This is a genomic window from Arthrobacter sp. Soil_C_49 (genome assembly GCF_057656635.1).
The window spans coordinates 1-11,841 of record NZ_JBDGJZ010000024.1; the positions used below are offsets into that span (position 1 = coordinate 1).

Sequence of the window (11,841 nt, forward strand, 5' to 3'; positions counted from 1 at the left end):
CCCGGTGCAATACCGGGCCCAGACCCTCGCAGCCTAGAATCCCATTTAGCCAGTCCAACCACCGGGGACCAGTTCAGTATGGACTGGTCCATTAGTGCGAGAGCGTCCGTCGAAAACGCGCGTTAAGTGATAGAGCGTGTGGTGAAAAGGCGCGTTAAGTGAGAGAGCGTCCGAGGAGGGCTAGATTCCCAGGGCTTCCTTCAGCGCTGCGACGTGGCCCTGGGCCTGCACCTGGTACTGGGCGAGCTTGACGTTGCCTTCGGGGTCCACCACAACTGTGGAGCGGACGATGCCTTCAACGATCTCGCCGTCCACCAGCTTCTCTCCCCAGGCGCCGTAGGCCAGTGCAACTGCGTGGTCCTCGTCGGAGAGCAGCGGGAAGGTGAGCGAGAAGTCGCCGGTGAAGCCGGCCAGTGCCTCGGGGGCGTCGGGGGAGATGCCGATGACCTCGTAGCCCTTGCCCTGCAGGGAGGAGAGGCTGTCGCGGAAATCGCAGGCCTCGGTGGTGCAGCCCGGGGTGGCGGCCTTGGGGTAGAAGTACACGATGACGTTCTTGCCACGGTAGTCGGCCAAGGCAGTCTCGCGGCCCTGGGCGTCCTGAAGGGTGAAATCAGGGGCCTGGGTACCGGGCTGAAGCTTGGTGGTCAGGGTCTGGCTCATGGCGTTCCTTTGGAAGTCTTTGTCAGTTAATGGCAAAACATCAAGTGAAGCGGGTTCCCGCTTAGTCATACAACTCCGGCGTCATATGCAGTATTCCGCCGGACCCCGGACAGTTGCCCGGGGGCCCGGCATAAACCGGTATCCGCCGCCGCGCACGGTGGCCACGGCATGACGGGCATTGCCGAGTTTCCGGCGGATCCGGCCCACGTAAACATCGATGGACCGGGCCGAGGCGCCGGGGGTCTCGAACGAGTCGAGGAACTCCTGGAGTTCCTCCCTGCCCACAGTGCGGGACAGGTGGGTCACCAGGTAACGGAGCACCTTGAACTCGACGCCGGTCAGCGCTATGGGGGTGCCGTCCAGCAGGACCTGGTCGGCCGCAAGGTCCACGGCGACCCGGCTCACCGGGCCGGCCGACGGCGGCAGGTGCGTGCCGCCGTCGGTCTCTGTATCGCCGGGGTTCTCCACCACGGAAGGAGTGCGAGAGGAGTGGTCTGCGGCTCCTTCCGCCGCGGCGGAGACCCCGGACGTGGGGGCTCCGGCGGCAGGCCAATGGACTTCCGCCTCCGGAGCAGTCTTCAGGGCCCGCGCCAGGACCAGTTCGGCGGCGCGGGCCAGGAGTTCGGGGCTGGTGCCTTCCGCGGGAACCACCCACACAGCGAGGCCGCGGGCAGCCGCCTTCTGTGGACCAAATCCCGGGCGTGCCCCCGTCCTCGGATAGTGGGCTTCCACTGCCATGGCGCGTCCCTAGACTCCGCCGCGGCGGATCAGCTTGCCCGTGGGGGTCTGGCCGTCCACCACGGCGCCCCGCAGGAACGTCTTGCGGACCACACCGGAGAGGGCCTTGCCGTCGTAGGGAGTGATGGGGTTCTTGTGCTTGAGCTTGGACACGTCCACCACGAACGCTTCATCGGGGGCGAAGACGGCGAAGTCGGCGTCGTAGCCCAGCGCCAGCTGGCCCTTATTGGACAGGCGGGCGAGGGCAGCCGGCTTCTCACCCATCCAGGACACCACCTGCTCCAGCGGGATGCCGCGGTGCCGGGCCTCGGTCCAGATCAGGGACAGGCCCAGCTGCAGCGACGAAACGCCGCCCCAGGCCACGGCGAAGTCGCCGTTTTCCAGGTCCTTAAGGTCCAGGGTGGAGGGGGAGTGGTCCGAGACGATGCAGTCGATGGTCCCGTCCAGCAGGCCCTGCCACAGCAGCTCCCGGTTGGAGGCCTCGCGGATGGGCGGGCAGCACTTGTAGGCGGTGGCGCCGTCCGGGATTTCCTCGGCCATCAGGGTGAGGTAGTGCGGGCACGTCTCCACGGTGAGCTTCACGCCGTCGCGCTTTGCGGAGGCGATCATGGGCAGCGCGTCCGACGACGACAGGTGCAGGATGTGCGCACGCGCGCCGGTCCAGCGGGCCCGTTCGATGACCTCGGCGATGGCTTTGTTCTCGGCGCCGCGGGGGCGGGAAGCAAGGAAGGTGGAGTAGTGGTCGCCGCCGGGGTGGGGTGCGCGGTCAATGGCGTGGGAGTCCTCGGCGTGGACGATCATCAGTGAATCGAAGGACTTCAGCTCGGCCATGTCCTCCTCCATCTCGTCCGCGTCCAGGTGCGGGAATTCGTCCACGCCGGAATGCAGGAGGAAGCACTTGAAGCCGAACACGCCTTCGTCATGCAAGGCGCGCAGGTCGGCCTTGTTGCCGGGGATCGCACCGCCCCAGAATCCGACGTCGATGAACGCCTGGTCCTCGGCCACCTCGCGCTTGAGCTTGAGGTTTTCCACCGTGGTGGTGGGCGGGACGGAGTTCAGCGGCATGTCGATGATGGTGGTGACGCCGCCCGCAGCTGCGGCCCGGGTGGCGGAGGCGAAGCCTTCCCACTCGGTGCGGCCGGGCTCGTTGACATGGACGTGGGTGTCCACCAGGCCGGGGATCAGGGTTTCATCATCCGCCAGTTCGATGACTTCGGCGCCGGCCAGGCCGTTGCCCAGCGGCTCCAGCGCGACGATCTTTCCGCCGCGGACACCCACTTCCCGTGGTGCCAGGCCGGCGGTGGTGAGAATGCGCTGGCCGCGGATGACCAGGTCATAACGTTCTTCAGACATGGAGGTCCTCCTTGGTGGTGGCGGTGCGGGCCAGCGTGTTCGCTGCCAGCCGTCCGCTGATCTGTGTGCCCAGCTGCTCCAGAAGCTGTGCGGCCTCTGCTATGCACCTGTCTACATTGCTTTCCAGCTCGGTCAAAGCGTAAACGTCCTCGAACCCGGCAGCATCCGCCTGGCCGGTCCCAAGGGTGGTCCGGCCGCACACCGCGATCACCGGGACACCCTGGGCTGCGGCTGCCCGGGCAACGCCGATCGGCGTTTTGCCCAGCATGCTCTGCTCGTCCAGGCTGCCTTCGCCGGTGATCACCAGGTCTGCGCCGGCCAGCCTGTGCCCCAAGTCAGTAAATTCGAGGACAACGTCGATGCCCGGGCGGCGCGTCGCGGCCAGGACGGCGATGGCTGCGTAGCCAACGCCTCCTGCCGCTCCGGCGCCGGGGGCTTCCGCCGCCTTGCGGGCCCTGTTGTTAGGGCCTTCAGGACCGATTTCCCTGGCCAGGACTTCGACAAACCTGGCCAGGGCGGCGTCGAGCAGCTCGACGTCCTGTTGTGCTGCGCCCTTCTGCGGGCCGAAAACCGCCGGGGCGCCGTGGGCGCCCAGCAGGGGATTGTCGACGTCGGACGCCAGCACAAAGCGTGTGTCCTTCAGCCGGGGTTCGAACCCGCTGAAGTCGATCCGGTCCAGGTGGGCCAGTGCGGCACCACCTGCCGGAAGTTCGTTGCCCTCCGGGTCGAGGAACCGGGCGCCGAGTCCCTGCAGGAGCCCCGCGCCGCCGTCGGTATTGGCGCTGCCGCCCACACCCAGGATGATGCGGTTGCAGCCGGCATCCAGGGCGGCGCGGATAAGCTGCCCCGTGCCCAGGCTGCTGGCAGTGCGGGCCGCGGCCGGGCCTGGCCGTCCCCCAACCAGTGCTCCGGCGGGGAGCAGGGCCAGGCCCGAGGCAGCCGCCATTTCGATGACTGCCTCATTGCCCCGGACGGCGAAGTCGGCCGTGACCGGTTCGCCTGTTGGTCCGGCCACCACCGCGCTGCGGCGGATGAAACCGGAGCCGACGGCGGCGTCGAGGGTGCCTTCTCCGCCGTCGGCCACGGGGATCCGGAGGACTTCAAGGTTCCCGCCTGCCCCGCGCTGCAGGCCCTTTTCCAGGTGGCTGCATACTTCGGGGGCGGACAGGGATCCCTTGAATTTGTCCGGGGCAATGACGATCCGCATGGTTGTCTTTCCTGTTTCAGTGTGCAGGTTTTTGATATGCAGGTTTAGGCCTGCAGGTTCTGGAAGTGCAGGTTAGGCCTGCAGTGCCAGGATGGCGGTGGGGGCGTCGGCGGCGGTCTCGGCCAGTTCCTCGAACTCGTTCACGGCGTTGATTTCCACACCCATGGAGATGTTGGTGATCTTTTCCAGGATCACTTCCACCACCACGGGAACCTGGAATTCGCCCATCAGTGCCTTGGCCTTGTCGAAGGCTGCGGCGAGGTCGTTGGGATCCTCCACGCGGACAGCCTTGCAGCCCAGGCCCTCGGCCACCTTCAGGTGGTCCACGCCGTAGCCGTTGGTCTCGGGCGAGTTGATGTTGTCGAACGCCAGGGACACGTTCTGCTCCATGTTGAAGCCGCGCTGGGACTGGCGGATCAGGCCCAGGTAGGAGTTGTTCACCACCACGTGGATGTACGGGAGGTTGAACTGTGCGCCCACGGCCAGTTCCTCGATCATGAACTGGAAGTCGTAGTCACCGGAGAGCGCCACCACGGTCTGCTCCGGGTTTGCGCGAACGACGCCGAGCGCTGCCGGGGCGGTCCAGCCCAGGGGGCCTGCCTGGCCGGCGTTGATCCACTTGCGCGGGCCGAAAACGTGCAGCATCTGGGCGCCGGCGATCTGCGACAGGCCGATGGTGGACACGTAGGTGGTGTCGCGGCCGAAGGACTTGTTCATCTCCTCGTACACCCGCTGCGGCTTGATGGGGATGTTCTCGAAGTGCGTCTTGCGGTGCAGCGAGGCCTTGCGCTCCTGGCACTCGGCAACCCAGGCACTGTAGTCCGGCAGCGACCTGGCAGCCTTGCGCTCCTTGGCGAGCTCAACCAGCCCTGCCAGCGCCGCACCGGCGTCGGACGCGATGCCCAGGTCCGGCGAGAACACGCGGCCGATCTGCGTGGGCTCGATGTCGATGTGCACGAACTTGCGGCCAGCGGTGTAGGTCTCCAGGCCGCCGGTGTGGCGGTTGGCCCAGCGGTTGCCGATGCCGATCACGAAGTCGCTCTGCAGGTAGTTCTCGTTGCCGTAGCGATGCGAGGTCTGCAGGCCCACCATGCCGGCCATCAGCTGGTGGTCGTCCGGGATGGTGCCCCAGCCCATGAGGGTGGGGATGACCGGGATGTTCAGGGTCTCGGCCAGCTCAACGAGCTGCGCGGAGGCGCCGGCGTTGATGATGCCGCCACCGGCCACGATCAGCGGGTGCTTGGCCGCGGTCAGCATGTCCAGGGCCTTTCCCAGCTGCTTGCGGGAGGCCTTGGGCTTCTCGTCGGGCAGCGGCTCGTAGGTGTCGATATCGAACTCGATCTCGGCCAGCTGCACGTCGATGGGCAGGTCCAGGAGCACGGGGCCGGGGCGGCCGGAGCGCATCAGCTGGAACGCCTTCTGGAAGGCACCCGGAACCTGGCCCGGCTCCAGGATGGTCATGGCCATCTTGGTCACGGGCTTGGCGATGGACTCGATGTCCACGGCCTGGAAGTCTTCCTTGTGCAGCTTGGCAACGGGGGCCTGGCCGGTGATGCAGAGCATGGGGATGGAGTCGGCCCAGGCGGCGTAGAGCCCGGTGATCATGTCGGTTCCAGCGGGGCCGGAGGTGCCGATGCAGATTCCGATGTTGCCGTCCTTGGCGCGGCTGAAGCCGTCGGCCATGTGGCTGGCGCCTTCAACGTGGCGGGCCAGGGTGTGGCGGATGCCGCCGTGGGCGCGCATTGCGGAATAGAAGGGGTTGATCGCGGCGCCTGGCAGGCCGAACGCCTCGATGGCGCCTTCCTTCTCCAGGATGGCAACCGCTGCATCAACGGTACGCATCTTGCTCATGGTGTGCTCCTTGAAAGCTTGTGGTTGGGCCCGGTGATTGGGCCTGTCGAAACCTGTTTTTGGGTGTGCTGAAGGGAGTTTTTGTCCAGATATGCAGACTTACAGGGCTTTCAAGTCCGCATATGTGGACAAAAACTTCTTAGGGCGGGGCGGGTTACTTGCGGCCGGAGAGCTGGAGGACCTGCTTGAAGAGTCCTGAGTGGTCCAGTGCGCCGTCGCCCTGGTTGACGGTGGCGGCGACGAGCTGTGCGACGACGGCGCCGAGGGGGACGGCGACGTTGGCTTCGCGGGCGGCGGAGGTGACGATGCCCAGGTCCTTGTGGTGCAGGGCCAGGCGGAAGCCGGGGTCGAAGTTGCGGTCGAGCATCTTCTGGCCCTTCTGGTCCAGGACCTTGGAACCGGCGAGGCCGCCGCCGAGGACCTTGAGGGCAGCGTCGGTGTCCACGCCGTAGGCCTCGAGGAAGGCGATGGCCTCGCCGAGGACCTGGATGTTGACGGCGACGATGAGCTGGTTGGCTGCCTTGACGGTCTGGCCGGAGCCGGAGGGGCCCACGTGGACGATGGTCTTGCCGACGGCGTTCAGGACATCCTGCGCTGCGTCGAAGTCTTCCTTGTCGCCGCCGACCATGATGGAGAGGACGGCGTCGATGGCGCCCTGTTCGCCGCCGGAGACGGGAGCGTCGAGCGGCCGGATGCCGGCGTCACGGGCGTTGTCGGACAGGCGCTTGGCGACGTCGGGGCGGATGCTGGACGCGTCGATCCACAGGGTGCCCTGCTTGGCGTTGGCGAAGACGCCGTCTTTTCCGCTGACTACACCCTCGACGTCGGGGGAGTCCGGCACCATGGTGATGACGACGTCGGCATCCTTGACGGCGTCAGCGATGCTGGTGGCGCCCTTGCCGCCTTCGGAGACGAGCTTGTCGATCTTGTCCTGGCTGCGGTTGAAGCCGGTGACGGTGTGGCCGGCCTTGACCAGGTTGATGGCCATCGGCAGGCCCATGATTCCGAGTCCGATAACTGCAACGTTGCTCATGATGGTTCTCTTTTCTGAAGTCTGTGTGGTGAAACCGGTGGTCGAGCCTGGGCCCACGCCCGCAGGATGACCTGGCCGAGCACGCGAGGCGAGGGGCGGGTGGGGATTACTGGGCGACGCGCTGGCGGATGGCCCAGCTGAAGGCCGTTTCCTGGGGTTCCTTGTATTCGAGGCCGATGTAGCCCTCGTAGCCGAGTTCGCGGCTGCGGGCGATCCACTCGCCGAGCGGGAGGGTGCCGGTGCCGGGGGCGCCGCGGCCGGGGTTGTCGGCGATCTGGATGTGGCCGAAGTCCTTGGCGTGGTTTTCGATGACGGATTCGACGTCGTCACCGTTGACGGACAGGTGGTAGAAGTCCGCGAGGAGCTTGATGTTGCCGACGCCGGCCTCGGCCTTCACGCGGGCGATGACCTTGAGTGCGTCATCGGCCGTGAGGAGCGGGTACTTGGGTGCGCCACTGACGGGTTCGAGGAGGACGGTGCCGCCGATCCGCGCGACGCCTTCTGCTGCCGCGGCGAGGTTCTTGACCGCGAGTTCGTCCTGCTCTTCCGGGGTGAAGCCGTCCTGGCGGTTGCCATAGAGGGCGTTGAAGGCCTTGCAGCCGAGGCGCTCGCCGATCCCGGCCACAACGTCGATGTTGTCCTTGAATTCGGAGCAGCGACCCTTCCAGGAAACCAGGCCGCGGTCGCCGCCGGGCATGTTGCCGGCGTTGAAGTTCAGGCCGGTGAGCTGAACGCCGGCGTCCTTGATGGCGTTTTCAAATCCGGTCACCTGCGCGTCGGTCGGAACTGAGCTTTCAAAGGGCCACCAGAACTCGACAGCATCAAAGCCTGCTGCCTTGGCTGCGGCGGGGCGCTCGAGCAGAGGCAGCTCCGTGAGGAGGATGGAGCAGTTCACTGTGTACGTCATCGTAGGTCCTTCCAAGGAGGGCTTTGATCTATTTTCCCTGCTTCCCCGGCTGGCTCCCGGATTCCGCTTTGTGGAATTTAGATTCTGCTTTATGAAAAGTGTAGGGAAGAGGGGTGGTGGGAGTCAAGGGGAAGGGCGGCTGTGGACCAAGATGGCGGCCGTGCGGGATTCGACGCAAAGGAGGAGCCAGGGGCTCGTGGCCCCTGGCTCCTTGGCGGTAGCGGTTATGGCTGAACGCGCTAGTGCGCGTTGACGTGCCTCAACGTTTCGCTCTTCTTCCAGTCGGACCAATGAGAAAGGCGGCCATTTTCGTACTCAACAGCGAACGAGACCTTGTGGTAGACCTCTTCGCTGTCATGGCGGTCGAGCTTCTTGGAAACTTGTACGTAGCTGTTGATGAGGTCGTAGCGGTCATAGCGGTTGAGATGGCGTACGAAGTAGTCGTCGCGGTCGTCCTTCAAGCGCGTGTCGCGGCCTCGGTCAGCCTCGTACCGCTTCTGTTTGATGTGGACAACCCTCTTCCCGTCTTCGCACTTCACACTGATCTTAAAGTTCACCCAGTTGCCCCGTTCGTCCGTCGGCTTCAGGGGCTTGACGGTACAGCCTCTAATAGAGTCGTCTTTGTAGTCGTTTGCCTGGACCGGTCCTGCCAGCGCCAGGGAACCCCCGAGCAGGCCCAAAGTGAGGGCTGGAACCAAGGCAGCCTTTGCCCTGGCTGAGCGGGTTTTCATAGATGCGGTAATGGACATTGTTTTGCTCCCATTGAGGATGCGAATTCACCATTTTTTGAGGTGCGGTTTCCCGTATTTTTTGAGGTGCGGTTTCCCGTTTTTGGCAACGCAAAGCCAGCGCGACTGATCATGTCGCTACTGTTCAGTGTGCCGGCCGCAGCCTGCCGTCCCATTTATCAATCAGCACGCCCCGCTTGTGCGGGGGCCCGATGTTGCCGGATTCAGTCTGGTGGGAATCCGATAGTTAAATCCTGCGCCCGCACTCCGCCCCGCGCTAGGGTGCGGGGCTACCTATTACCGGCGGGTTTCCCCCATTGACTTCAGGGGTGGCAGGGCTACGGTTAGAGATACGCCGCACGTTCGGCTAACGGGTGTGCGCCGGGGAAAGGCATGCACTGCAACAGGTCTCGCTATCACTTCACCGCTTCAGCGGTATCCGCACCGCGTCTGGTGCGCAGCCAGGCGTCCTCATCACAATTAGCAGGCTGGGTCCACATGAGCGCAAATTTCATCAGAGCGTTGGCAGTTAAGTCGTTTGATGATCCCGATAGGAAGCGTTGCCCGGACAAGGCGGAATTCGACCTTGTCACTGTCGATGACTATTCAGTAGCCCGGTTGATCCTCGCACCCGGCTGGCGGTGGTCGGTGTCCGCCAAGCCCGCCGAGCTGACAGCCTTCTGCGAGCACCACCATCTGGGCTACTGCCTCTCCGGTCAGCTTGACGTTGAAACGGCCGACGGCGTGAGGTCAACCATCCGCGCCAACGACACCTATGCGCTTCCTCCCGGCCATGATGAATGGGTGGTGGGGGAGGAGCCCTTTGTTGCCGTCGAGTTCCTCGGCGCCGCGGCCCTCGGCAGGCCCCGAAGCTTCGGGATGCACGCGCTGATCTGAGCTATTCGCCGGGCGAAAGCGCCGGGTGGTCTGTGGTTCCCGCTTTGAACCTTCGACGGACTTGCACCGGCACCAGCTTTATGGCCGTGACGGCCAGCTTTTCCAGGTGTTCGATGCCCGCGGGGCCAGCGATGCCGGCATAGGTTCACGCACCGGCAGCTCCGGGTGGGTCCTGGTCATGCCCTTCACGTGGGCCTCGTAGATCAGGCTGTCGCTGTAGGGGATCCGCGGCGGAGGGGCGTGCTGCCAATCGAAGAACCGGCTGCTCACCACGGATCATATGGCGTTCATTGGAGGGTAGGACAAAGGCGCGACGGCGGTGCAAGGCCGCCGTCGCCGTCGTGCGTCTGCTTTGTTAGGCCGGGATGATGGGGACCGGCGGTATGAATTCCATCGTTCTGTCGGCCACCTACTGCAGACTGTCCCCATGACCTTCGCGAATGTGGGAAGCCTTGGAACCAAGCCCGGCCAGCGCGACGCCGTGGCGTCCATCCTCCTGCGGTTCATGCCGGGGCTGAAGGAGGCCGGATGCCTGCTGTATGAGGTAGGCGTGAACGATGACGCGCCGGACACGGTGTTCGTGTGTGAACTATGGGAATCCCGGGAAGCACACCGGGCTTCGCTGCAGTTGGGCAGTGTCCGGGCAGCCATCGCCGAGGCGATGCCCCTGCTCTCCGGTGAGATGGGTGGCAACCAGTTCACCGTGCTGGGGTCCCCGCTGCGCTGACGTTTGCTTCTGCATAGGGTTGCGTCCTGCTGTCCCTACCTCTGTCCCTGCCCCTGTGCGTCCTGCCCGCCAGCCGTTAGGCTGACCGGCATCGACTGGACAGCCCGACGGCTAACCAGCGATTGAACACCGGCTAACACCGACTGCATACTGACAAACGGGGTAAGGGAGACACATGAAACCGCTGCCTGCACTTGAGCTTGTTACCCGCCTGGAGGATGCCGACTGGCTGGATCCGCTGGCTAAGAAGGTCCGGAAGATCGTCAAACGCACTATCCGTCCGCAGTGGGCACGGGACATCCTGCACGGAGTGCCCATCGGGCACCCGGCTCATCCGCTGGCCGTCCAGGTTCCACTGGGATCATGGATTTCGGCGGCAGTCCTGGACGCCCTCCCTGGCAACGACAAGGCTGCCACTGTACTTATCGGCGTGGGGAGCGCGTCCGCTGTGCCCTCCGCGGTGGCCGGTTTTATGGATTGGTCCCAGCTGCACCCCCAACAGCAGCGGGTGGGGCTGGTCCACGCAACCGCCAACATCACAGCTGTCAGCCTCTACACAGCGTCACTGGTGGCGCGCGTCCAGGGGCGGCAGGGTGCGGGCAAAGTGCTCGCCTATCTGGGCTTGGGGGCAGTCAGCTTCGGAGGCTTCCTGGGCGGCCACCTCAGCTATCGCCAAGCTGCCGGCGTGAACCACACAGTGGATATTCCGCACCGCTTCCCGAGCGGATGGCAGCCTCTTGCACCGCTGGAGGACCTGCCGGACGGGAAGCTCCACCAGCGGACAGTTGCCGGGCTCCCGCTGCTTGTGTTCCGGGAGGGCGAAACTGTCAACGTGCTGTCCGACGTCTGCAGCCACCTCTCCGGACCGTTGCATGAGGGAAAGCTCAAAGGCGGCAGTGCGGCGGACAACTCAGCTGGGGCTCGCGGATCGGCAGGTACTGGCGAACCATGCGTTGTGTGCCCGTGGCACGGCAGCACGTTCTCGCTCCGGACGGGCGAGGTGCAGGCCGGGCCGGCCACGTCCCGGCAGCCGCGGTTTGAAACCCGGGTCGCCGGCGGGCTCGTCGAAGTGAACCTTCCCGGCGCCGACTGAACGGATGTGCCGACTGGATGTTCTGGCGGAGCTGAGGTTTTCTGGCGGCTGCGGATGCCAAGCGGTTCAGATGGCACGCGGCTTCAGGAGTTGATCATGTCCCACTCCCGCTTCCGCTGCCAATCCTTGAGCGGGTCTTTGGGCAGTGTCGGCGGGTGGGCGTAGAAGTCGTCCCAGATGGGATCGTCGGGCGAGTAGTCGTGCGGATCCTCGAGGATGTCATCGATTGGCTCTGCGAAGGGCGGGGAAAAGTCCGGGAAGTCCATGAATCCAGGTGATTCCGTTGCGGGTGAATCTTGCGGAGGCGTCAGGAATCCGGTCGTGTCGGTTGCAGGGGTTAGGAGCCCGGGTGGCCATTGGGGTGGTTCGTGGTCGGGTTGTTCGGCTTTGTAGTGGCGGCCGGTGGGTGAGGTCCAGCCGGGTGGTTCGTTTTGGGTGGCCGGGGTGGGCGTCCAGCCGGTGTTGTGTTTGAGGTGGTGGTGCTTGGGGCAGAGCTGGGCGAGGTTGCTGATGCCGGTGTTGCCGCCGTGTTGCCAGGCTTGAAGGTGGTCGGTGTCGTTGTCCAGGGATGGGTTGTTGCAGCCGGGGAAGGTGCATTTTCCGTCCCTGAGTTGCAGTGCTTTTTTCATGGGTTTGGTGAGGCGGTA

12 protein-coding genes and 1 pseudogene are annotated in these 11,841 nt (G+C 65.0%); 3 read left to right on the forward strand and 10 right to left on the reverse strand.

What is annotated here, in order from left to right:
- Positions 1–180: 180 nt before the first annotated feature.
- From bcp to AC3A4Z_RS22495, 8 genes are all read right to left on the reverse strand, one after another.
- Positions 181–660, reverse strand: a complete 480-nt coding sequence (bcp, locus tag AC3A4Z_RS22460; protein ID WP_498714508.1) for a thioredoxin-dependent thiol peroxidase — start codon at positions 658–660, stop codon at positions 181–183.
- Positions 661–741: 81 nt separating this feature from the next.
- A complete protein-coding gene (locus tag AC3A4Z_RS22465) occupies positions 742–1,398 on the reverse strand; it encodes a winged helix-turn-helix domain-containing protein (protein ID WP_498714513.1) in 657 nt (218 codons plus the stop codon).
- 9 nt (positions 1,399–1,407) lie between these two features.
- Positions 1,408–2,751, reverse strand: a complete 1,344-nt coding sequence (allB, locus tag AC3A4Z_RS22470; RefSeq protein ID WP_498714516.1) for an allantoinase AllB — start codon at positions 2,749–2,751, stop codon at positions 1,408–1,410.
- Positions 2,744–3,958, reverse strand: a complete 1,215-nt coding sequence (locus AC3A4Z_RS22475) for a glycerate kinase (RefSeq protein WP_498714518.1) — start codon at positions 3,956–3,958, stop codon at positions 2,744–2,746. Before AC3A4Z_RS22475 ends, allB begins: the two co-directional genes overlap by 8 nt.
- 72 nt (positions 3,959–4,030) lie before the next feature.
- Positions 4,031–5,809, reverse strand: coding sequence for a glyoxylate carboligase (gene gcl, locus AC3A4Z_RS22480; RefSeq protein WP_498714520.1), 1,779 nt, complete (start codon positions 5,807–5,809; stop codon positions 4,031–4,033).
- A 154-nt stretch (positions 5,810–5,963) separates the two neighbouring features.
- Positions 5,964–6,842, reverse strand: coding sequence for a 2-hydroxy-3-oxopropionate reductase (locus AC3A4Z_RS22485; protein WP_498714522.1), 879 nt, complete (start codon positions 6,840–6,842; stop codon positions 5,964–5,966).
- Between the two features lie 106 nt (positions 6,843–6,948).
- Positions 6,949–7,749, reverse strand: coding sequence for a hydroxypyruvate isomerase family protein (locus tag AC3A4Z_RS22490; protein ID WP_498714524.1), 801 nt, complete (start codon positions 7,747–7,749; stop codon positions 6,949–6,951).
- Between the two features lie 239 nt (positions 7,750–7,988).
- Positions 7,989–8,498 (reverse strand): hypothetical protein, encoded by a 510-nt coding sequence (locus AC3A4Z_RS22495; protein ID WP_498714525.1) that lies wholly within the window; start codon positions 8,496–8,498, stop codon positions 7,989–7,991.
- A gap of 477 nt (positions 8,499–8,975) precedes the next feature.
- Here AC3A4Z_RS22495 and AC3A4Z_RS22500 point away from each other — a divergent pair, with 477 nt between their 5' ends.
- On the forward strand, positions 8,976–9,374 hold the full coding sequence (locus AC3A4Z_RS22500; RefSeq protein WP_498714527.1) for a cupin domain-containing protein: 399 nt from the start codon (positions 8,976–8,978) through the stop codon (positions 9,372–9,374).
- A 64-nt stretch (positions 9,375–9,438) separates the two neighbouring features.
- On the opposite strand, the pseudogene AC3A4Z_RS22505 reads toward AC3A4Z_RS22500, so the two are convergent.
- Positions 9,439–9,647 (reverse strand): annotated as a pseudogene (locus AC3A4Z_RS22505) (glycogen debranching protein GlgX); the annotation flags it as partial.
- A 154-nt stretch (positions 9,648–9,801) separates the two neighbouring features.
- On the opposite strand from AC3A4Z_RS22505, the gene AC3A4Z_RS22510 reads away from it, so the two are divergent.
- Positions 9,802–10,101, forward strand: coding sequence for a putative quinol monooxygenase (locus tag AC3A4Z_RS22510; protein WP_498714530.1), 300 nt, complete (start codon positions 9,802–9,804; stop codon positions 10,099–10,101).
- Positions 10,102–10,276: 175 nt separating this feature from the next.
- Complete coding sequence (locus AC3A4Z_RS22515) at positions 10,277–11,194, forward strand: Rieske (2Fe-2S) protein (RefSeq protein ID WP_498714532.1); 918 nt, start codon at positions 10,277–10,279, stop codon at positions 11,192–11,194.
- 83 nt (positions 11,195–11,277) lie between these two features.
- Here AC3A4Z_RS22515 and AC3A4Z_RS22520 read toward each other — a convergent pair.
- Positions 11,278–11,841: HNH endonuclease signature motif containing protein (locus tag AC3A4Z_RS22520; RefSeq protein ID WP_498714534.1), on the reverse strand; the 564-nt coding region annotated here is incomplete at its 5' end.

What these genes read in the sequence shown, in the direction of transcription:
- bcp (WP_498714508.1), bottom strand. Translation starts at nt 660, where the DNA reads ATGAGCCAGACCCTGACCACCAAGCTTCAGCCCGGTACCCAGGCCCCT.
- AC3A4Z_RS22465 (WP_498714513.1), bottom strand. Translation starts at nt 1,398, where the DNA reads ATGGCAGTGGAAGCCCACTATCCGAGGACGGGGGCACGCCCGGGATTT.
- allB (WP_498714516.1), bottom strand. Translation starts at nt 2,751, where the DNA reads ATGTCTGAAGAACGTTATGACCTGGTCATCCGCGGCCAGCGCATTCTC.
- AC3A4Z_RS22475 (WP_498714518.1), bottom strand. Translation starts at nt 3,958, where the DNA reads ATGCGGATCGTCATTGCCCCGGACAAATTCAAGGGATCCCTGTCCGCC.
- gcl (WP_498714520.1), bottom strand. Translation starts at nt 5,809, where the DNA reads ATGAGCAAGATGCGTACCGTTGATGCAGCGGTTGCCATCCTGGAGAAG.
- AC3A4Z_RS22485 (WP_498714522.1), bottom strand. Translation starts at nt 6,842, where the DNA reads ATGAGCAACGTTGCAGTTATCGGACTCGGAATCATGGGCCTGCCGATG.
- AC3A4Z_RS22490 (WP_498714524.1), bottom strand. Translation starts at nt 7,749, where the DNA reads ATGACGTACACAGTGAACTGCTCCATCCTCCTCACGGAGCTGCCTCTG.
- AC3A4Z_RS22495 (WP_498714525.1), bottom strand. Translation starts at nt 8,498, where the DNA reads ATGTCCATTACCGCATCTATGAAAACCCGCTCAGCCAGGGCAAAGGCT.
- AC3A4Z_RS22500 (WP_498714527.1), top strand. Translation starts at nt 8,976, where the DNA reads ATGAGCGCAAATTTCATCAGAGCGTTGGCAGTTAAGTCGTTTGATGAT.
- AC3A4Z_RS22510 (WP_498714530.1), top strand. Translation starts at nt 9,802, where the DNA reads ATGACCTTCGCGAATGTGGGAAGCCTTGGAACCAAGCCCGGCCAGCGC.
- AC3A4Z_RS22515 (WP_498714532.1), top strand. Translation starts at nt 10,277, where the DNA reads ATGAAACCGCTGCCTGCACTTGAGCTTGTTACCCGCCTGGAGGATGCC.